General features: G+C 73.8%; 19 protein-coding genes and 1 pseudogene. 12 read left to right on the top strand and 8 right to left on the bottom strand.

Annotated elements, in window-relative coordinates:
• Nucleotides 1-483: 483 nt before the first annotated feature.
• Genes RBJ77_RS26370 through RBJ77_RS26380 form a run of 3 tightly spaced genes read right to left on the bottom strand, consistent with a single transcriptional unit; the run spans nucleotide 484 to nucleotide 3950 of the window.
• Complete coding sequence (locus tag RBJ77_RS26370; protein ID WP_372347316.1) at nucleotides 484-1473, bottom strand: small ribosomal subunit Rsm22 family protein; 990 nt, start codon at nucleotides 1471-1473, stop codon at nucleotides 484-486.
• A 9-nt stretch (nucleotides 1474-1482) separates the two neighbouring features.
• Nucleotides 1483-2679 (bottom strand): serine hydrolase domain-containing protein, encoded by a 1197-nt coding sequence (locus tag RBJ77_RS26375; RefSeq protein ID WP_372347317.1) that lies wholly within the window; start codon nucleotides 2677-2679, stop codon nucleotides 1483-1485.
• Nucleotides 2619-3950 carry a multidrug effflux MFS transporter gene (locus RBJ77_RS26380; protein WP_372347318.1) on the bottom strand — a complete coding sequence of 444 codons (1332 nt, stop codon included), beginning with the start codon at nucleotides 3948-3950 and terminating at the stop codon, nucleotides 2619-2621. The genes RBJ77_RS26375 and RBJ77_RS26380 overlap by 61 nt, the downstream gene beginning before the upstream one ends.
• Before the next feature lie 128 nt (nucleotides 3951-4078).
• Here RBJ77_RS26380 and RBJ77_RS26385 point away from each other — a divergent pair, with 128 nt between their 5' ends.
• Nucleotides 4079-5077: a Gfo/Idh/MocA family protein gene (locus RBJ77_RS26385; protein WP_372347319.1), complete on the top strand. Its 999-nt coding sequence runs from the start codon at nucleotides 4079-4081 to the stop codon at nucleotides 5075-5077.
• Between the two features lie 186 nt (nucleotides 5078-5263).
• On the opposite strand, the gene RBJ77_RS26390 is transcribed toward RBJ77_RS26385, so the two are convergent.
• Nucleotides 5264-6895 (bottom strand): alkaline phosphatase, encoded by a 1632-nt coding sequence (locus tag RBJ77_RS26390; RefSeq protein ID WP_372347320.1) that lies wholly within the window; start codon nucleotides 6893-6895, stop codon nucleotides 5264-5266.
• A 144-nt stretch (nucleotides 6896-7039) separates the two neighbouring features.
• Here RBJ77_RS26390 and RBJ77_RS26395 point away from each other — a divergent pair, with 144 nt between their 5' ends.
• Both RBJ77_RS26395 and RBJ77_RS26400 read left to right on the top strand, forming a co-directional pair.
• Complete coding sequence (locus RBJ77_RS26395; RefSeq protein WP_372347321.1) at nucleotides 7040-7807, top strand: SDR family oxidoreductase; 768 nt, start codon at nucleotides 7040-7042, stop codon at nucleotides 7805-7807.
• Nucleotides 7808-8135: 328 nt separating this feature from the next.
• Nucleotides 8136-8981, top strand: a complete 846-nt coding sequence (locus tag RBJ77_RS26400; RefSeq protein WP_372347322.1) for a PhzF family phenazine biosynthesis protein — start codon at nucleotides 8136-8138, stop codon at nucleotides 8979-8981.
• A gap of 10 nt (nucleotides 8982-8991) precedes the next feature.
• On the opposite strand, the gene RBJ77_RS26405 is transcribed toward RBJ77_RS26400, so the two are convergent.
• Together RBJ77_RS26405 and RBJ77_RS26410 are read right to left on the bottom strand one after the other, a co-directional pair.
• Nucleotides 8992-9996 (bottom strand): aldo/keto reductase, encoded by a 1005-nt coding sequence (locus tag RBJ77_RS26405; protein ID WP_372347323.1) that lies wholly within the window; start codon nucleotides 9994-9996, stop codon nucleotides 8992-8994.
• A gap of 61 nt (nucleotides 9997-10057) precedes the next feature.
• Entirely contained in the window at nucleotides 10058-10381 is a 324-nt protein-coding gene (locus tag RBJ77_RS26410) for a nuclear transport factor 2 family protein (protein WP_372347324.1), read from the bottom strand.
• 91 nt (nucleotides 10382-10472) lie between these two features.
• Here RBJ77_RS26410 and RBJ77_RS26415 point away from each other — a divergent pair, with 91 nt between their 5' ends.
• From RBJ77_RS26415 to RBJ77_RS26435, 5 genes and pseudogenes are all read left to right on the top strand, one after another.
• The gene (locus tag RBJ77_RS26415) at nucleotides 10473-11039 is read left to right on the top strand and encodes a DoxX family protein (RefSeq protein ID WP_372347325.1); all 567 of its coding nucleotides are present in this window, start codon (nucleotides 10473-10475) and stop codon (nucleotides 11037-11039) included.
• Nucleotides 11036-11365: pseudogene (locus RBJ77_RS26420) on the top strand (MazG-like family protein); the annotation flags it as partial. The gene RBJ77_RS26415 and the pseudogene RBJ77_RS26420, both read left to right, overlap by 4 nt.
• Nucleotides 11363-11932: an MOSC domain-containing protein gene (locus tag RBJ77_RS26425; protein ID WP_372347419.1), complete on the top strand. Its 570-nt coding sequence runs from the start codon at nucleotides 11363-11365 to the stop codon at nucleotides 11930-11932. The pseudogene RBJ77_RS26420 and the gene RBJ77_RS26425, both read left to right, overlap by 3 nt.
• Nucleotides 11933-12517, top strand: coding sequence for a GrpB family protein (locus tag RBJ77_RS26430; protein WP_372347326.1), 585 nt, complete (start codon nucleotides 11933-11935; stop codon nucleotides 12515-12517). It abuts the gene before it with no gap.
• Nucleotides 12518-12552: 35 nt separating this feature from the next.
• Entirely contained in the window at nucleotides 12553-13458 is a 906-nt protein-coding gene (locus RBJ77_RS26435; protein WP_372347327.1) for a glycosyltransferase family 2 protein, read from the top strand.
• Between the two features lie 25 nt (nucleotides 13459-13483).
• Here RBJ77_RS26435 and RBJ77_RS26440 read toward each other — a convergent pair whose 3' ends face one another.
• Together RBJ77_RS26440 and RBJ77_RS26445 are read right to left on the bottom strand one after the other, a co-directional pair.
• On the bottom strand, nucleotides 13484-15001 hold the full coding sequence (locus RBJ77_RS26440; RefSeq protein ID WP_372347328.1) for an HtaA domain-containing protein: 1518 nt from the start codon (nucleotides 14999-15001) through the stop codon (nucleotides 13484-13486).
• Nucleotides 15002-15033: 32 nt separating this feature from the next.
• Nucleotides 15034-16425 (bottom strand): HtaA domain-containing protein, encoded by a 1392-nt coding sequence (locus tag RBJ77_RS26445; protein WP_372347329.1) that lies wholly within the window; start codon nucleotides 16423-16425, stop codon nucleotides 15034-15036.
• 125 nt (nucleotides 16426-16550) lie between these two features.
• Here RBJ77_RS26445 and RBJ77_RS26450 point away from each other — a divergent pair, with 125 nt between their 5' ends.
• From RBJ77_RS26450 to RBJ77_RS26465, 4 genes are read left to right on the top strand one after another with little or no spacing between them, the layout of a single operon-like run.
• The gene (locus tag RBJ77_RS26450) at nucleotides 16551-17597 is read left to right on the top strand and encodes a hemin ABC transporter substrate-binding protein (RefSeq protein WP_372347330.1); all 1047 of its coding nucleotides are present in this window, start codon (nucleotides 16551-16553) and stop codon (nucleotides 17595-17597) included.
• Nucleotide 17598: 1 nt separating this feature from the next.
• Nucleotides 17599-18690 carry a FecCD family ABC transporter permease gene (locus RBJ77_RS26455; protein WP_372347331.1) on the top strand — a complete coding sequence of 364 codons (1092 nt, stop codon included), beginning with the start codon at nucleotides 17599-17601 and terminating at the stop codon, nucleotides 18688-18690.
• Complete coding sequence (locus RBJ77_RS26460) at nucleotides 18687-19529, top strand: heme ABC transporter ATP-binding protein (RefSeq protein ID WP_372347332.1); 843 nt, start codon at nucleotides 18687-18689, stop codon at nucleotides 19527-19529. Before RBJ77_RS26455 ends, RBJ77_RS26460 begins: the two co-directional genes overlap by 4 nt.
• Before the next feature lie 16 nt (nucleotides 19530-19545).
• The gene (locus tag RBJ77_RS26465) at nucleotides 19546-20046 is read left to right on the top strand and encodes a hypothetical protein (protein ID WP_372347333.1); all 501 of its coding nucleotides are present in this window, start codon (nucleotides 19546-19548) and stop codon (nucleotides 20044-20046) included.

A 20046-nucleotide genomic window follows, 5' to 3' on the forward strand; every position in this document is an offset into this window, starting at 1 on the left:
GTGGGGGACCCGTTCATCGGTGAGTGCGGGTGCGTGGGGGCTGCTCGCGCAGTTCCCCGCGCCCCTGAAGTGCCGACTGCGTCTGCCGGGCGGGGCTTTCGTCTCGGGGTGCAGGTGCATCGTGGCTCGTCGCGCAGTTCCCCGCGCCCCTGGGGGCCGACGGGCTGATCTGCCGTCGCTGTCTGCAGGTGCGTCGTGGCTGGGCGCGCAGTTCCTCGCGCCCCTGAGCGGTGCGCCTTTCGGGCGGGCTCTCCCCCGTGGGGGAAGGCTGCGCGTCAGCGCATGCCTTCCAGGGGCGCGGGGAACTGCGCGAGCAAGCACGACGAGACCCGCGCTCGAAGATCCGGCCGCCACATGGCAGACGCTCAGGGGCGCGGGGAACTGCGCGACCAGCCCCCACCGGGCCGCAGACGAAAGTGATCCGGGGTGCGGGGAACTGCGCGAGATGCCCCCGCCGGGGTCGCAGACGGCGGACAGGGGGCGTCAGGTCGGCGGGTTCCACGGGGCGCCCCAGGTTGCGTCGCGGGCCTCCCGGTAGCGGGCGCCGTGCTTCTTGGTCACGGTCACCCGCGCCAGACCCCCCTCCGCCTCGCAGAGGTCGAGCAGGACCTGCCCCTTGCGGATCTGGGGGCGGCGGACGATGCGGGCCGCGGCGGGGACGGGTTGGAAGCGGGACGCGGCGACGTACGCGAACTTCTCGTCCTCGTAGGCCAGCGACCCGCCCTTGACCTGCCGGTGCAGGGAGGACCGGGCCACCCGGGCCGAGAAGTGGCACCAGTCCGTGCCGGGGACGATCGGGCAGGCCGCGCCGTGCGGGCAGGGGGCGGCGATGTGGAAGCCGGCCCCGATCAGCCGGTCCCGGGCCTCGATGATCCGGGCGTAGCCGTCGGGGGTGCCGGGTTCGATGACGACCACGGCACCGGTCGCCGCCCCGGCCGCCGCGTCCACCACGGTCGCACGGTCGGCCTCGGTCAGCTCCTTCAGGACGTACGAGATGGTGACGAGGTCGGCCGCCGGCGGCGTGCCGGTGCCGATGCGGGCCCGCTCCCAGCTCACCGACGTCGCCAACCCGGCGTCCCGCGAAGCCAGTTCACGGCCCAGCGCGAGGGCCGGCTCCGACCAGTCGAGGACCGTCGTGGGCCGCTCCCCCGGCCACACGTCGTGCGCCGCCCAGACCGCCGCACCGGTGCCGCCGCCGATGTCGAGGTGACCGGCGGGCGTCCAGTCGGCCGCCTCGGCGAGCTCCGCCAGCGCGGCACGGACCGCCTCGAACGTGGCCGGCATCCGGTACGCCGCGTACGCCGCGACGTCGGCCCGGTCGCGCAGGATCGGCGCGTCGGTGGGGGTGGTGCCCCGGTAGTTCGCGATGAGCCGGTCCACGGCGCGGGCCGCCTGGGTGGGCGGCAGGCCGTCGAGGAGGCCGGCGAGGGCCGAGCGGAGCGTGTCGGCGGGCGACTGGGTGGGGGCGTTCACCCGGAGATTTTAAAGGGAGCCGAGCGGGACGACCGCACGGGCGAGGCGGGTGGCGGCGGAGGCGCGCGGGGTGCTGTCCGCCGGGCGGCGGCGCGGGTGGACGGTGTTCGCGAGGAGCACCAGGAACGTGTCCGTGGTCGGGTCGAGGACCAGGGACGTGCCGGTGAACCCGGTGTGGCCGGCCGCGCCGTGGCCCGCCAGCTCGCCCATGAACGAGGGCTGGTCGATCCGGAAGCCGAGCCCCGGTGCCGTCAGCATCAGGTCGACGAAGTCGGGGCCGAGGATGCGGGCGGTGCCGTACGAGCCGCCGTTGAGGAGGGTGCGGCAGAGCACGGCGAGGTCGTGGGCGGGGGCGAACAGGCCCGCGTGCCCGGCGACGCCGCCGAGCGCCCAGGCGTTCTCGTCGTGCACCTCGCCGCGCAGCATGCCCCGGTCGGCCTTGCCCCAGGGGCGGCGCTGGTCCTCGGTGGCGGCGGCGCCGGTCCGTGGCCCGTACGAGGTGGCGGTCATGCCGAGGGGGCGGGTGATGCCCTCGCGGATCAGGGCGTCGAGCGGTCGGCCGGTGAGGCGCTCCAGGACGTGCTGGAGCAGCAGCATGTTCAGGTCGGAGTAGAGGTACGTGCCGGGCGCTGACGAGGGTGCCTCGGCGCGCAGCAGCGCGAGCCGGGCGGGCAGGTCGGGGGCGTCGAACAGCGGGAGTTCGGGGCGCAGGCCCGAGGTGTGGGTGAGCAGCTGGCGGACGGTGATGCCGTGCCGGGCCGCGGCCGTGAACTCGGGGACGTACGCGCCGACCTTCGCGTCGATGCCGAGCGTGCCGCGCTCGATCTGCTGCACGGCGGCGATCGACGTGAAGAGCTTGGTGAGGGACGCCAGGTCGAAGGGGGTGTCGAGGGTCATCGGGACGCGGGCGGCGGGCGGCAGTTCGACGCCGCGGTCGGCCGCCGCGTCGTACCCCGCGTAGCGCACCGCCCAGCCGCAGACGGCCTCGGCGGCGATCACCGGGCCGCGCCCGGCGAGCATGACGGCCCCCGAGCACCAGGGCCTGAACCCTTCGGAGAGCAGTCGTACGTCCCGTACGAGACCGGCCAGCAGGTCGGCGTCGAGGCCGGCCCGCTCCGGTGTGCCGTGGCGCAGTCGTGGCGAGCTCAGCGGTCCGCCACCTCCCCCGTCTCCCCTGCCGCCGGCGCGGTCGCCGTGCGCTGCCAAGGGCGGCACAGTGCCATGAAGGAGACCGCCGCCGCCAGGCCGCAGGCGAGCTGGACGACGGCCATCGGGACGGCGGTGTGCTCGCCCGCGACGCCGACCAGCGGCGACGCGACGGCGCCGATCAGGAACGAGGACGTGCCGAGCAGGGCGGACGCGGAGCCCGCGGCGTGCGGGGTGCGCATGAGCGCGAGCGCGTTCGTGTTCGGGGTGGCGAGGGCCATCGACGCCATGAGGACGAACAGGCCGGTGGCGATGGGGGCGAGGCCCAGGTCCTCCGGTGCGCCGAAGGCGCCGGTGGCGACCAGGAGCAGGAAGGTGGCGGCGAGGACGATCAGGGCGATGCCGGTGGCGAGCACCTTGTCGAGGTCGACGCGGCCGACGAGGACCTTGCCGTTGAGCTGGCCGGTCGCGATCAGGCCGACCGAGTTGAGCCCGAACAGGAGGCTGAAGGTCTGCGGCGAGGCCCCGTAGATCTCCTGGATGACGAACGGGGACGCCGATATGTACGCGAACAGCGCGGCGAACGCGAAGCCGCCCGCGATCATGTACCCGGCGAAGACCCGGTCGGCGAGCAGGGAGCGCATGGTGCGCAGCGCCTCGACGGTGCCGCCGCCGTGCCGCCGCTCCGGTTCGAGGGTCTCCGGCAGGCACTTCCACACCAGTGCGGTGAGTCCGACGCCGATGACGGTGAGGACGACGAAGACGCCGCGCCAGTCGGTGATCCGCAGCACCTGGCCGCCGATCAGGGGCGCGACGATCGGGGCGACGCCGGAGATCAGCATCAGGGTGGAGAAGAACCGGGCCATCGCGACGCCGTCGTAGAGGTCGCGGACGACGGCCCGGGCGATCACGATGCCGGCTGCTCCCGCGAGTCCCTGGAGCAGCCGGAAGGCGATGAGGAGGGCGGCGTTCGGTGCGAAGGCGCAGATGGCGGTGGCGACGACGTACACGAGCAGGCCGGCCATGAGCGGTCTGCGCCGGCCCCACTTGTCGCTCATCGGGCCGACCACGAGCTGGCCGAGCGCCATGCCGGTGAGGCAGGCGGTGAGGGTCAGCTGGGCGGTGGCCGCCGAGGTGTGCAGGACGTCGGTGACCTCCGGCAGGGCCGGGAGGTACATGTCCATCGACAGCGCCGGCACGGCGGTGAGACCGCCGAGCACGAGGGTGACGAGGAAGCCGGTGCGAACGGTCGCCCGCGGTACGGGGGTTGGTCCGCCGCCCCGGCCCCGGACCGCCTTGGTCTGCTCGGCAGTGCTCCCGCTCTCCGCCATTCCGATGTCCCTCGTTCCCTTTCGTCTCTCCCGCGCGTACGTGCGATTACCTATGCTCTCAGCTCGGCGGTGTGGTCGAGACCAGATGATGAGCACCGGTGAGCACCAGACGGACAGGGGTGGCAGGCATGGCCGAAGGGCGCGTGCGATGGGGCATTCTCGCGACGGGCGGGATCGCCGCGTCGTTCACGGCGGATCTCCTCGATCTGCCGGACGCGGAGGTGGTGGCCGTGGCCTCCCGGTCGGACGCCTCGGCGAAGGCGTTCGCCGAGCGGTTCGGGATCGATCGGGCGTACGGCGACTGGGCGTCGCTCGCCGCCGACGAGGACATCGACGTGGTGTACGTGGCCACGCCGCACTCGGCGCACCGGGAGGCCGCCGGGCTCTGCCTGGAGGCGGGACGGGCGGTGCTCTGCGAGAAGGCGTTCACGCTGAACGTGCGGGAGGCCGAGGAGCTGGTGACGCTGGCGCGCTCGCGTGGCCTGTTCCTGATGGAGGCCATGTGGATGTACTGCAATCCGCTGGTCCGGCGGCTCAAGGCGCTGGTCGACGACGGTGCGATCGGTGAGGTCCGCACGGTGCAGGCCGACTTCGGGCTGGCCGGCCCGTTCCCGCCCTCGCACCGGCTGCGGGACCCCGCGCAGGGCGGTGGCGCGACGCTCGACCTCGGTGTGTACCCGGTGTCGTTCGCGCATCTGCTGCTCGGCGAGCCGGAGACGGTCACCGCGTCCGCGGAGCTCTCCGAGGAGGGCGTCGACCTGCAGACCGGGATGCTGCTGTCGTGGGCGGGCGGGGCGCGGGGGCTGCTGCACTGTGCGATCAACGCCGGTACGGGCGTCACGGCGTCCGTCACCGGGTCCGCCGGGCGGATCGACGTGCCGGACGGGTTCTTCTACCCGGAGCGGTTCGTGCTGCACCGGGACGGGCGGGAGCCGGAGGAGTTCGTGGCGGCGCCGGAGGACGGGCCGCGGAGTTCCATGCGGCACGAGGCGGTCGAGGTCATGCGTCGGCTGCGGGCGGGTGACACGGAGTCTCCGCTGGTGCCGTTGGACGGGTCGCTGGGTGTGATGCGGACGCTGGACCGGGTGCGGGCGGCCGTCGGGGTGCGGTACCCCGGGGAGCGGTGAGGATTCCCGTCTGCCGCGGGTTCGGGTCGCGTCGGCGGCTGCGGGCCCGTGGGGCTTCTCGCGCAGTTCCCCGCGCCCCTGGAGCATGCGGCTCCGCCGCAGCCCCATCGGGCGGCGCCCCTGAGATGGCGCACGGAGTGCGCATCTCAGGGGCGCGGGGAACTGCGCGACCAGCCCCCACCGGCCTTACGCCGGGCGGAGACCCTGGTCGCCCACGGCGGTGACGAAGGATGCGGCCGTGGTGAGCGGGGCGCCGGGGACCGTGACCGCGGAGACCGTCTTGAAGTCGGCGCGGGCCTCGCGCTCACCGAGGGCCACGGTGACGTAACCCCGCTGGCCGTTGTAGTGCTTCATGTGCGGGTTGCGGGCCAGGTAGCCGGCCCAGTTGGACGGCTTCGCCGAACCGTCCTTGCCGCTGGTGATCGACGTGGTGACGATCTCCGTGCCGACCGTGCGCGACGCCGGGTCGTCGAAGTCCCGCTTGATGTCCATGGCGTAGGAGACGTGGACGTCACCGGTGAGCACCATGAGGTTCTCCACGCGGGCCGCGTCCGCGCCCTTGAGCAGGCGCTCGCGGGACGCCGGGTAGCCGTCCCAGGAATCCATGGAGAGCGTGGTGTCGCCTGCCGCGGGGTTGTTGCGGCGGGAGAAGGTGACCTGCTGCGGGACCACGTTCCACAGGGCGTGCGAGCGCCGCCAGCCGTCGGTCAGCCAGCGCTCCTGGGTGAAGCCGGGCAGCGTCTGGGACGCGGCCTCGGACTCGGGCGTGGGCGACTTCCAGCCGTCGCCGTTGGCCTGGTTGGTGCGGTACTGGCGGGTGTCGAGGATGTCGAACTGGGCCAGGCGGCCCCAGCCGAGCCGGCGGTAGAGCTGGGCGTCGGGGCCGTGCGGGAGCTGGGGGCGGCGCAGCGGCTGGTTCTCCCAGTACGCGCGGTACGCGGAGGCGCGGCGCAGCAGGAACTCGGCCGGCGGGTCGTCGTTCTCGGAGGTGTCGTCGGCGTAGTTGTTCTCGGTCTCGTGGTCGTCCCAGGTGACGACGAAGGGGTGGGCGGCGTGCGCGGCCCGCAGGTCCGGGTCGGACTTGTAGAGGGCGTAGCGCAGCCGGTAGTCGTCGAGGGTCACGGTCTCGCGGTTGAACACGTCGGGCAGGACGCGGTCCGTGTACTTGCGGGCGCCGCCGACGGACGTGACCGCGTACTCGTAGAGGTAGTCGCCGAGGTGGAAGACGACGTCGACGTCGTCCTGGGCGAGGTGCCGGTACGCGGTGAAGTAGCCGTCGTGGTACGCCTGGCAGGAGACCGCGGCGAGCGTCAGGTCCGAGACGTGGCGGCCGGCGGCGGGCGCGGTGCGGGTGCGGCCCGTCTCGCTGACCCAGCTGCCGGTGCGGAAGCGGTAGTAGTAGACGCGGCCGGGCGCGAGGTGGTCGACCTCGACGTGCACGGAGTGGTTGAACTCCGGGTGCGCGGTGGTCGTGCCGCGTCTGACGACGCGCTTGAACCGCTCGTCGTGGGCGAGCTCCCACTTCACCTCGACGCGCTCGGCGGGCAGGCCGCTGCCGGTCTCGTACGGCGTCGGGGCGAGCCGCGTCCACAGCAGCACGGACTCGGGCAGCGGGTCGCCGGAGGCGACGCCGAGGGTGAACGGATCGTTGGTTATCTTGCGGGCGTCGAGTTCGGCGGCGGCCGCGGTGCCGGCGGTCGGCAGATTGGTCGCGAAGGCGAGCGCGGCGGCGGCGCCGGTGACGGTGAGGAAGCGACGGCGGCCCAAGTGCTGGGCGGCGACGCGGAGTTCGGGTGCGTGCTGCGGTACGTTCGACATGGAGCCCCTCCCCTGACTGCTGATGTCTGTAGTTGCCAGGGGAATTCGAGTGGGCCGGGACGACGGCCGACTGTCACGTACACAACAGCCACATGGCGGATCGGTGATCTCCAGGTGGCCGCGGCCCCCGTACCCTGCGGCCTCATGGACGCATCGCGAACCGAAGAGACGAGAACCGCCGTGGTCACGGGCGCGGGCTCCGGCATCGGCCGGGCCGTCGCGCTGGAACTGCTGCGCGCCGGCTGGCGGGTGGCGCTCGCGGGGCGGCGCCCGGCGACGCTGGAGGAGACGGTGGCCCTCGCCCCGGGCACGGACGCGTTCGCCGTCCGGGCGGACGTGTCGAGCCCGGACGACGTGGCGGCCCTCTTCGGCGCCGTGCGGGGCCGGTTCGGGCGGCTGGACCTGCTGTTCAACAACGCGGGTACGTTCGGTCCCGGCGGGGTGCCGGTGGAGGACCTGGAGTACGACGCGTGGCGGCACGTCGTCGACACCAACCTCAACGGGGCGTTCCTGTGCGCGCAGGCCGCGTTCCGGCAGATGAAGGAGCAGGAGCCGCAGGGTGGGCGGATCATCAACAACGGCTCCATCTCGGCGCACACGCCGCGGCCGCGCTCGATCGCGTACACGGCGACGAAGCACGCCCTGACGGGGCTGACCAAGTCGCTCTCCCTGGACGGGCGTCCGTACCGGATCGCCTGCGGCCAGATCGACATCGGCAACGCGGCGACCGACATGACGGAGCGCATGCGGTCCGGGATCCTCCAGGCGAACGGGGAGCTGGCGGCGGAGCCGGTGATGGACGTGGGGGACGTGGCGCGGACGGTGCGGCACATGGCGGAACTCCCGCTCGACGCGAACGTCCAGTTCGCGACGGTCCTCGCCACGAACATGCCGTACGTCGGCCGCGGTTGACCGTTCCGGCGGATGTGCCGGGTCGTCTGCGGGTGCGTGGGGCTTCTCGCGCAGTTCCCCGCGCCCCTGAAAGGCCGACCGCGTCTGCCGGGTTGGTGTTTCGTCGCGGGGTGCGGGTGCGTGGGGCTTCTCGCGCCGTTCCCCGCGCCCCTGGGATGCGCACCTGCGGTGCGGCTTCTCCCCCGGGGAGAAGGGTGCGCGTAGCGCATGCCTTCAGGGGCGCGGGGAACTGCGCGAGAAGCCCCACCGGGGCGGAGTCCGCGACGAAAGGCCCGCGTGGCAGACGCGATCGGTACCGCGGGGCGCGCGGACAGAGAGAATGCGCAGCATGACCAACGTGCTGCGCTACACCGCTTTCGCCGCCCACCCCGCCGGAGGCAACCCGGCAGGGATCGTGCTCGACGCCTCCGCGCTGAGCGACGACGACATGCTCAAGATCGCCGCCGACCTGGGATACAGCGAATCCGCGTTCGTGACCCCACCCCCCGCCGGAGGCGACCGCGCCTACACCGTGCGCTACTTCAGCCCCAAGGCCGAGGTCCCGTTCTGCGGGCACGCCACCGTCGCCACGGCCGTGGCCCTCGCGGAGCGCGACGGCACCGGGGACTACCTGTTCCACACCCCGGCCGGCGAGGTCCCGGTCACCGTCGAGGACGCCGACGGCCTGCTCCGCGCCACCCTCACCAGCGTCGCACCGCACGTCGAGGACGTGGCGGACGCCGACCTCGCCGAGGCGCTGGAGGCGCTGCGCTGGCCCGCGGCCGACCTCGACCCCGCCCTGCCGCCCCGCATCGGCTACGCGGGCGCCCGCCACCTCGTGCTGGCGGCGGCCACCCGTGAGCGCCTCGCCGACCTGTCGTACGACTTCGACCGGCTGCTCGCGCTCATGTGCAGGCTCGACCTCACCACGGTCCAACTGGTGTGGCGGGAGGCCGACTTCACCTTCCACGTCCGGGATCCGTTCCCGGTCGGCGGGGTGGTCGAGGACCCGGCGACGGGTGCGGCGGCCGCCGCGTTCGGGGCGTATCTGCGGGAGCTCGGCCTGGTGCCGGCCGAGGCCGCGATCACCCTGCACCAGGGCGCCGACATGGGCCGCCCCGGCACCCTGACGGTGACGCTGCGGGAGGGCGACGCCCGGGTGCGGGTGAGCGGGACGGCCGTACCGATCCCCTAGCCGGGAGGCCCTAGGCGCGGCCCAGGATGACCTCCACCTGGGCCAGCTCGGCCGGGGTCAGCGGGCCGTGGGCGAGCGCGCCCGCGTTCTCCTCGGCCTGCGCCACCGTGCGGAAGCCGGGGATCGGCACGGTCCGCGGGCTGCGGGCCCACAGCCAGGCGAGCGCGCCCTGCGCCGGGGTGCGGCCGCCGCTGGTGAGCACGGAGCGCAGCGAGTCGACGCGGGCCAGCCAGTCCGGTTCGGCGCCGCCGCCCGCGGCGAAGCCGGGCAGCCAGGCGGGCGGGGCGCTGCGGATGTCACCGGCCGCGGGCGCCCGCCCGGCGCCGTAGCCGCCGCCGAGCAGGCCCATGGCGAGCGGGCTGCGGTTGATGCTGGCGAGCCCCGACTCCTCGCAGAGGGCGAGGAGTTCGGGGGCGTCCTGGAGGACGTTGAGGCGGTGCTGGACGGCGGCGCAGTGCGGGCCCGCGGCGAAGACCCGGGCCCGGTCGGGGTCGTCGGTGCTCCACGCGTAGGCGCGCACGAGCCCCTCGCGGACGAACTCCTCGCAGGTGTCGCGGAGCCGGGCGGCGCGCTCCGGGTCGGCCTCGGAGATGTGCAGCTGGTAGAGGTCGACGTGGTCCGTGCCGAGCCGGCCGAGGGAGGCCGTCAGGGCGCGGCGGGCGTGCTCGGGTGAGTCGTCGCTGCCGGTGAGGGTCCTGGTCGCCTCGTCGAAGACGTTGCCCCACTTGGTGGCGATGACGACGTCGTCGCGGCGGCGGCCCAGCGCGCGGCCGAGGATCCGCTCGCTGTGTCCCGTGCCGTAGGCGTCGGCCGTGTCGAAGAAGGTGACGCCGAGGTCGAGGGCGCGCCGCACGGCGCGCACCGACTCGTCGTCGTCGACCTTGCCCCAGCCGAGCGGATTGCCGTCCGGGTCCTGCCACTCGCCGCCGATGGCCCAGCAGCCGAAGCCGACGGCGCTGACCTCGATGCCGCTCCTGCCGAGCGTCCTGGTGAACGTACCTGTCGCTGTGTCCATGCCGCAGGACGCTAGGAGTTGGAGCGCACGCGAGGTCAACAGGCGGCGGCGAGCGGGGTGTTCAGGCCTGGCCGGTCTCGAACCGGACGACCTTGCCGCCCTCCACGTCGAACTTCCACTGGGTGCGCATCTCGCCCCAGGCGTCGTTGCGGTAGCGGGCGACGAGGCCGCGGCCCGCCGCGGTCTCCTTCTCGACCTCCATGTGGCCGTTCGAGTCGAAGATCTCGCGGGCCGTCCAGTCGTCGAGGTCCCGTTCGCTGCCGTCGTCCGCCATGGTCGCGCCGGGCGCGAGGACGGCGTGGAAGGCTTCCTGGTCGTGGGCGTTCAGCGCCGTGACGAAGGCGCGGACCGCCGGATCGCTGAGCTTCGCGGTCTGGATAGGCATGCTGCCCACACTTGCACCGGGCCCGGGCACCCGCCACCCGAACGGGCCCGTGCGCCGCGTGCGGGCCGGGCATCTGCCGGACGGTGGAGACATGACCTGCACACGATTTCGTACGGCACGTACGTCCTGCTGGAACCGCCGTGACCTGGGGCTGCTCGCGTTGCGGCTGGGCACCGGCGCGGTCCTCGCGGCCCACGGGTCGCAGAAGCTGCTCGGCTGGTTCGGCGGCGGTGGCGTCTCCGGGACGACGGCCGCCATGGACGCCATGGGGTACCGCCCGCCCAAGGCGAGCGCGCTCGCGGCCGGGCTCGGCGAGGCGGGCGGCGGCGCGCTGCTCGCGCTCGGGCTCGCGACGCCGGTGGGCGGGGCGGCCGCGGCCGGGACGATGGCGGGTGCGGCGGCCGTGCACGCGCCGAACGGGTTCTTCGCCATGAACGGCGGCTACGAGTACCCGGCGTTCCTCGGCTTCGTCGCCGCGGGCCTCGCGGTGACCGGCGCCGGCCGCTACTCCCTCGACCACGCGCTGGGGCACGCCCTCGACCGGCACTGGATGGTGCCGGCGGCGCTGGTCGGGGCGGGCGCGGCGGCGCTCGCCGTGGTCGCCTCGCGGGACACCTCGCGGGAAAAGGGGGTGAACGAGGAGGAGGACAGCGCATAGGCTCGCCGAACGTGACGAGCGATGACGATCTCTGGACCACCATCGACCGGCTCCGCGCCTGGCTCGACGGGAGCAACGAGCGACCCGGCCGGGAGGCCCTCCTCCTGCGGATGCTGAAACTTTCGGAGGAGGTGGGCGAGGTCGCCGAGGCCGTCATCGGCGCGGTCGGCCAGAATCCGCGCAAGGGCGTCAGCCACACCTGGCAGGACGTCGAGTCTGAGCTGTGCGACGTGGTGGTCACGGCCCTGGTGGCCCTCGGCACCCTCACCCCCGACGCCCGCGGCGCGCTCACCGCGCACGTGGCCAGGGTCGCGGAGCGCTCCCTGACCCCGCCCGCCGCTCCGGACGGCGGGGTCGTCACGGCGGTCAGCAGCAACGGCACGTACTCCTTCACCAAGCCGAACCGGGACGGCATCACGCTGCTCGCGGGGCTCGGGGTCGAGGGCGACGTGCACGCGGGGGTCACGGTGAAGCACCGCTCGCGGATGGCGCAGGACCCGACGCAGCCGAACCTGCGCCAGGTCCACCTGATGCACGAGGAGTTGTTCGCGGAGCTCGCGGCGGACGGGCACGAGGTCCGGCCGGGCGAGCTCGGCGAGAACGTCACCACGAGCGGCGTCGACCTGCTGGCCCTGCCCACCGGCACCCTCCTGCACCTCGGCGGGGGCGGCGCCGTGGTCGAGGTCACCGGGCTGCGCAATCCGTGCCGGCAGATCAACCACTTCCAGGACGGGCTCCTCAAGCGGGTCGTGGGCCTGGACCCGGAGACCGGGGCCGTCGTCCGCAAGGCGGGGGTCATGAGCGTCGTGCGGTCGGGCGGGACGGTCAGGGCCGGGGACGCGATCCGGGTGGAGCTGCCCGCCGAGCCGCACCGGCCGCTGGAGAAGGTCTGAATGTCCGACCGGGAGAAGCCCGTCGTCGTCCCGCACGACCCGGGGTGGGCGGCGGGCGGCAGACGGCTCTGTGACCAACTGCGGTCGGCCCTCGGGCCGTTGGCGCTGCACGTCGACCACATCGGCTCCACGGCCGTGCCGGGGATGGCCGCCAAGGACATCTACGACGTGCAGATCAGCGTCGCCGATCTGGACGCCGCGGCCGCCGCGTTCGACGCGCCGCTGGCCGCGCTCGGGTTCGTGCGCAGGCCGTTCCTGCGCGACCACGTCCCGGCCGGGCGGGAGGACCGCGAGGATCCCGCCGACTGGGCCAAGCGGTACTGGTCGCGCCGGACGGGGGACGCGCACCCGGTCAACCTCCACGTGCGCGGGGCGGGTTCACCGAACGAGCGGCTCGCCCTGCTGTTCCGCGACTGGCTGAGCGCCACCCCGGAGGCCGTCGCCGCGTACGCCCGCTTCAAGTACGTCCTCGCCGGCGCCGTCGACGACACGGGCACGTACGCGGACGTGAAGGACCCGGTGGTCGATCTGATCGCGGTCGTCGCCGAGCGGTGGGCGGCGGAGACGGGCTGGCGCCCGCACTGACAACGACCGTCAGGTGAACGACTACCATCGCCGCCATGACAGACAGGCGCCGAACCACCGAACATCCCCGCTTGGGCGTGGCCATCGTCACCATGGGCAACCGGCCCAAGGACGTGGACGCGCTGCTGGCTTCGGTGGCCATGCAGGACGTGGCGCCGGCCCGGGTCGTCCTGATCGGCAACGGCACGGTGCTGCCGGCCTACACCGGCTACCCGTTCGAGGTCACGACGGTCGAGCTCGACGACAACCTCGGCTGCCCGGGCGGCCGCAACGTGGCGCTCGCCCGGCTGCGGGAGTTCGGCGACGTGGACGTGGCGGTCGAGCTGGACGACGACGGACTGCTCGTCGACGCCGACGTCCTCGCCACGATCCAGGGCCTGTACGCGGCCGATCCCCGGCTCGGCATCGTCGGGTTCCGGATCGCCGACGAGCACGGGGAGACGCAGCGCCGCCACGTGCCGCGGCTGCGCGCGAAGGACCCGATGCGGCGCGGCCTCGTCACCGCGTTCCTCGGCGGCGGGCACGCCTTCTCGATGGAGATGCTCGCCGAGACCGGCGACTGGCCGGCCGACTTCTTCTTCACGCACGAGGAGACGGACCTGGCCTGGCGGGCACTGGATGCCGGGTGGAAGGTGCTGTACGAGCCGTCGCTGCTGCTCCAGCACCCGAAGACGTCGCCGGCCCGGCACGCGGTCTACCACCGGATGACCGCGCGCAACCGGGTGTGGCTGGCCCGCCGCCGGCTGCCGGTCCCGCTCGTCCCGCTGTACCTGACGACGTGGACGCTGCTGACCCTGCTGCGCACGCGGTCGCTGGGCGGGCTGCGCGCGTGGGCGGGCGGTTTCGTGGAGGGGGTGCGCGCCCCGGCGGGCGAGCGGCGTCCGATGCGGTGGCGGACGGTGTGGCGGATGACGCGGCTCGGCCGCCCGCCGCTGATCTGACGCGACGGACGGCCGGGCGGGGTCGTCAGGACTGCGTACGGCGCCTGCGCGTGGCGAACACCGTGCCGGCGCCCGCGGCGACGACCAGCGCGGCGGCCGCGGCGAGCGGGCCCGCCGGGACGTCGGAGCCGGTGCTGGCGAGCGCGCCGGCGCCGCCCGTCGTGGAGCCGGTGCCGGTCGAGCCGTTGGCGGTGGTGCCGCCCGAGGCGCCGCCCGTGGAACCGGAGCCGGAGCCGGAGCCGCCGGTGCCGGCGGGCAGTTCGGCGTTCTCGTCGAGGGAGACGGCGACCGTGACCGGGTCGAGCGCGGCACCGGCCTGGTAGAACCCGCCGAACGCCTTGGCGCCGTCGGCGGTGAGGGTGGCGGCGGCGCCGTCGAGTTCCACGATGTCGTTCTTCGCGGTGAGGGCGCCGGAGCCGAGCTTGAGGGTGGCGACGGTCAGGTCGTCGTAGGTGGCGACCTTGCCGGTCTTCTGGTCCTTGCTGGACACGTCGGCGAGGAGCTTGCCGCCGGTGCCCTTCGCCGTCACGTGCAGATCGCTGAACTGCAGGTCGAGGGTGTACGTGCCGTCCGTCTCGTGGCCGAGGAAGCGGACCTTGCCGGCGAACTTCGCGTCGAGGGACTTGGCGTCGGCGTCGTAGCTGCCGCTCGCGTCGCCGAACCGGTAGACCGCCCCGTTCTTCGCGGCGCCGCCGCTCAGTTCGACCTTGCCGTGCGCGATGGGTCCCGTGATGTACGTACGGAAGGACTCCTTGACGCCCCAGTCCAGGGTGCCGTCGGCGATGTCGCCGGAGGCCGCCTCGGAACCGGTGGAGCCGGTCGCGGAGGGCGCGGTGGTCGCGGGGGCGGAGGTGCTGGGCCTGCCCGACGGGGTGGCGCTCGCCGTGGGCGACGGGGAGGCCGGGGCCGACGTCGAGGGCGACGGGGACGGGGAGGACGCGGCGGCGGTGACGGTCAGCGTCGCCGGGTCGAGGGCCGTGCCCTCCTTGTACATGCCGTTGAACGCCTGGGCGCCGGCGGCGGTGAGCGTGGCCGGGATGTCCTTGAAGGTCATGGCGCCGCCCGCGCCCTGGCCCGGCTTGACCGCGGACAGGTCGAGCGTGGCGAACTCGATGTCGTTCTGCGTGGTGCCGTTGAGGGTGACGTCGGCGTCGATGTGCCCGCTCGTGCCGGAGGTCACCACCTGTACGTCGCTGATCCTGATGTCGAAGCCGTGCGCGGTGGACGCGAACCGGACGGCGCCCTTGAAGGCCGTGTCCGTGCCGTGGGTGGTGGTGTCGTAGCTGCCCGTCCCGTCGGTGAACGTGAAGGGCCCGTTGCCGGCGGCCTGCTTCGCCCCGTCGGTCGCCTCGATCGTCCCGGCGGCGATGCCGGTGACGTACTTGCGGAAGGACTCCTTCACGCCCCAGTCGAGGGTGCCGTCCTTCAGCTCGACGGCGGTCGGCTTGTCGGCGGCGAACGCGGGCAGGCTCAGCGCGCCGGTGCCGAGGGCGACGGCGGTGGCGGCGGCGAGGGCTATGGGGTGTCTGGTGGTCAGGGCCATGGGGTGGTTCTCCTTGATGGGTGGGAGGGGGGTTACGGGCGGCGCCGCTTGCGGAGCAGCAGGGCGCCGGCTCCCGCGAGGACGAGCACCGCGGCGGCGGCGATCGCGGCGACCGCGCCGCCCGGCAGACCCGAACTCGGAGCCGCCGCGGCGGACTTGGCGTCCTGCGTGGTGGTCTTCGGGGTGTCCGACGGGCCCGGGGAGGGGCTCGCCGAGCTGCCGAGGTCGGGCAGCGCGGGCAGCTTCGCGTCCGCGTCGAGGGCGACGGCGAGGGAGACCGGGTCCATGGCGGTGCCCGCCCGGTACATCCCGCCGAACGCCTTCGCTCCGGCGGCGGTGAGTTCCGTGGGTGCCTCGTCGACGCGTACGAGCCCGTCCCGCACGGCGAGGGACTTCGCGGCGAAGGTGACGAGCGCGGTGTCCTTCGTGGTCCGTCCGTCGCTGGTCACGTCGGCGCGCAGGGTGCCCTTGCCGCCGGTGACGGCGACGGACACGTCGGCCAGCTCCAGGTCGAGCCCGTGCTCGCCGGTGAACCGCACGGATCCGGTGAACTCGGCGTCCAGGGACTGCTTCTCGCGGTCGTAGGAGCCTTCGCCGTCGGGGAAGCGGAACAGTGCGCCGCCGTCCCGCGCGCCGTCGGCGAGTTTCCAGCCGCCCTGGGCGATGTCGCCGGTGACGTACTCGCGGAAGGTGCGCCGCACGCCCCAGTCGACGGCGCCGTCCCGGAGCGTGCCGGAGGCGTCCTTCGTCTTCTTCTTCGTGGCGGACGCCGAGGGCTTCGGCTGTCCGGCGGTCTTCTTGGGCGCGACGTCCGCGGACAGGCTCACCGGGTCGAGGGCGGTGCCCGCGGTGTAGTAGCCGGCGAAGGACCGGGCGCCCTGTGAAGTGAGCGTGGCGGGCAGGTTGTTGAGGGTCACGGCGTCGCCGTCGCCCTTCATGTCGATGCCGCCGAGGGTGAGGGTGGCGAAGGGCACCTGGTGGGACGACGTGACCGCCCCGGTGCCCTTCGCCCGGCTCACGACATCGACGTACAGCGTCCCGCTGCCGCCCGTGATGCGGACGGACGGGTTGCTGAGCGTCATGTCGAGTTCGTACGTCCCGTCGTCCTTCTCGTGTCCGACGAAGTGCACGCCGCCGGAGAAGGCGGACGAGAAGGCGCCGGTCGATCCGTCGTACGCGCCGCGTGCCGAGTGGAACCGGAACTGGCTCGCGCCGACGGTGGCCGCGCCGCCCGTCAGGGAGTAACCCCCTTGCGCGATGGGCCCGGTGATGTAGCTCTGGAACGAGGACTTCACGCCCCAGTCGAGCCGGCCGCCCTGCACGGTGCGGGCCGCGGCGTGCGCTCCCGTGACCGGGAGCAGGGTGGCGAGCAGTGCGGTGAACAGGGCGACGGTGAGGACGCGTATCCGGGCGCGTCGGGGCATGGCGGTTCCTCCGGGTCTCCAACACCAGTCGTCACCACAGGGACCCTGGCGACTTAGGTAAGGCTAACCTAAACTATGCTCGCTTCCGTCAACAGCCCCTCTCACCACGACAGGACGGTGTCCGCGTGCCGACGCACGACGCCCCCGCGCACCCCCGGCGCCGCTCCCGGCGCCCGGGCGTGCTGATCTCCGTACTCGTACTGGCCTGCGCGCTGGTCGCCACCGCCTGCTCGGGGAGCGGCACCACCAAGGCCACCGCGACGTCCGGGGCCGGGGCGGCCACGACGGCGAACCGGCTCGAACCGCTCGCCACGACCCCACGGCCCGCACTGCCCGTCACGGTCGACTCGGCCGACGGGCACGAGGTCACCGTGCGCAAGGCGGACCGGATCCTGCCGCTGTCCGGCAGCCTCAGCGAGATCGTCTTCACGCTCGGCCTCGGCGAGCACGTCGTCGCCCGCGACATCACCGCCACGTTCGACCAGGCGAAGAAGCTGCCGGTGGTCACCCGCAACCACGACGTGTCCGCCGAGAGCGCCCTGGCCCTGAAGCCGGACCTGATCCTGGCCGAGACGACGACCGGTCCGGTCGAGGCGATGCGGCAGATCCGCGACGCGGGCGTCCCGGTCGTCGTGATCGACCCGGCGAAGGGACTCGACGACGTCGGCACCCGCATCCAGGCCGTCGCCGACACCCTCGGAGTCCCGGCCGCGGGGCGGGAGTTGACGCAGCGGTCCGAGGACCGGATCACCAAGGTGCGCGAGGACGTGCCCCACCAGGGCCGCAAGCCCCGCGTCGCCTTCCTCTACCTGCGCGGCTCGGCCTCCGTGTACCTCATCGGCGGCGCCGAGTCCGGCGCACGGTCGCTGCTGGAAGCGGCCGGGGCGGTCGACGCGGGCGCGGCGTCGGGCCTGAGGAAGGACTTCACGGCGATCACCAGCGAGGCGCTGGCGAAGGCCGCGCCGGACGCCGTCCTCGTGATGACCAAGGGACTCGACTCGGTCGGCGGCGTCGACGGACTCGTCAGGATCCCGGGCGTGGCCGAGACCCCGGCGGGCGTCGACCGCAGGGTCGTCTCCGTCGAGGACGGGGTCCTGCTCAACTACGGGCCGCGGACCGACCAGGTGCTGCGCTCCCTCGTCGACCAGCTCTACGGAACGGACGGTGCGTGAGGTGACGGCGACCGTACCCGAGGCGACGGCCCCCGAGGCCCCGCCCGCACCCGCCGGACGCCGGCGCCGGGGCCGTGCCTGGCTGCTGACGGTGGTCCTGGCCGTGGCCCTGACCGCCCTCGCGCTGCTCTCGGCGGGGATCGGCGCCTACGACATCCCGCCGGGCGACGTGCTCTCCTCGGTGCAGCACCGGATCGGCCTGGGCGGCACGGCGCTCGACCGGGTCGGCGAGTCGGTGCTGTGGAACGTCCGCCTCCCCCGCGTCGTCCTCGCCCTCCTCATCGGCGCCTCGCTGGGCTGCGCGGGCGCCCTGATGCAGGGCGTGTTCGGCAATCCGCTCGCCGAACCCGGCGTCATCGGCATCTCGTCGGGCGCGGCGGTCGGCGCGGTCGCCTGCATCGCGCTCGGCCTGAACTTCCTCGGCACGTGGACGATCACGGTCTGCGCGTTCGTCTCGGGCCTGGCGACGGTCCTGATCGTCTACGTCATGTCCCGCTCGGCCGGCCGCACCGAAGTGGTCACCCTGATCCTCACGGGCATCGCCGTGAACGCGTTCGCGGGCGCCCTGATCGGCCTGTTCCTCTCCTACGCGGACTCCGCCGCGGTCAACCAGATCACGTTCTGGCAGCTGGGCTCGCTGGCCCAGGCGACCTGGCCGAAGGTGCTCGCGGTGCTGCCGTGCGCGGCGGCCGGCCTGCTGGTCGCCCCGCTGTACTCGCGCCGGCTCGACCTGCTCGCGCTCGGCGAACGCCCGGCCCGCCACCTCGGCGTCGACGTCGAGAAGCTCCGGATCACCCTCATCCTCGTCATCGCCCTCCTGACGGCGGCGGCCGTCGCGGTCTCCGGGGTGATCGGTTTCGTGGGCCTGGTGATCCCGCACCTGCTGCGGATGCTCGCCGGCCCCGGGCACCGCTTCCTGGTGCCGGGCAGCGCGCTCGGCGGCGCGGTCGTCCTCGTCGGCGCCGACCTCGCGGCCCGTACGGTCGCGTCGCCCGCCGAACTCCCCATCGGCGTCCTGACGGCGCTGACCGGCAGCCCGTTCTTCTTCTGGCTGCTGCGCCGCACCCGCCGCAAGCAGGGAGGCTGGGCATGACGGCCCGCTGGACCACACTCCTGCGGGGGCCGCGCTCCCGCACGCTGCCCACCCCGTACGCGCCCGGCGACACGGTCGCCGAGGCCCGCGGCCTGCACCTGGAACTCGGCGGCCGCGCCGTCCTGTCCGGTGTCGACCTGACGGTCCGCGCGGGCGAGGTGCTCGCTCTGGTCGGCCCCAACGGTGCGGGGAAATCAACCCTGTTGGCGGCTCTCTCGGCGGACCTGGCGCCGTCGGCCGGGGGGATCCGCATCGCCGGCCGCGCCGCGTCGGCCTGGTCGGCCGCCGAACTGGCCCTGCGCCGCGCCCTGTTGCCCCAGTCGGCGACGCTCTCCTTCCCGTTCGCGGTGGGCGACGTCGTCCGGATGGGCCGGGCGCCGTGGGCGGGCACCGCGCACGAGGAGCGGGACGACGAGGCGGTCGCGGCGGCGCTGGCGGCGACGGACACGACGGCGTTCACGGACCGCCCGTTCTCCGCGCTGTCCGGCGGCGAGCGCGCCCGGGTGGCCCTGGCGCGGGTCCTCGCCCAGTCGGCGCCGCTGCTGCTCCTGGACGAACCGACCGCCGCGCTCGACCTGCGCCACCAGGAACTGGTCCTGCGCATCTGCCGGGAGCGCGCCGCCGCCGGTGACGCGGTGGTCGTCGTCCTGCACGACCTGGGTCTGGCCGCCGCGCACGCGGACCGGGCCGCGGTGCTGCACGGCGGCCGCGTCCGGGCGGTCGGACCACCGCCCGAGGTCTTCGACGCGGCGCTGCTCACGGACGTCTACCAGCACCCGGTCGAGGTCCTCCCGCATCCGCGCACCGGGGCCCCACTGGTGGTGCCGGTGCGCCCGTAGGTGCTTCCCTGACCGCATGGTTGTCGTCGTCACGAGCGTCATCGCGGTCCTGGGCACCCTGCTGGGCGCGGGCCTGAGCCATCTGCTGCAGTCGCGCACGGCGACCCGCGCCGAGGAGTTCACGCTGCGCGAGCGGCTCAGACAGGAACGGATCGACGCGTACTGCGCGTTCGGCGGCGCGCTGGCCAACTACCGCCGGGGGCAGCTCGACTACTGGTTCCCGCTGCACGACGACCGCAGCGACGACACGGCCGACCTGCACGAACTCCGGCGCGAGGCGCAGCGGTTGCGTGCGGCGGCGATGGAGGCGTTGTTCCGGGTCGAGCTGCTCACCGACGACGCGGCGCTGATCGCGCAGGGCCGGGAGGCGCTCGGCGCGGTGGCCCGCATTCCGACGGCCACCGACCGCGACGCCCTGCAGACGGTGCGGCACACGTCCCGCGCCGGGATCCAGGACTTCATCGCGGCGTCCCGGCGGCACGTACCGGGGCTGGGGGCACCGCCGGCGCGGCGGTGA

Source organism: Streptomyces sp. KL116D (assembly GCF_030766975.1).
GTDB classification, from domain to species: Bacteria; Actinomycetota; Actinomycetes; order Streptomycetales; family Streptomycetaceae; genus Streptomyces; species Streptomyces longispororuber_A.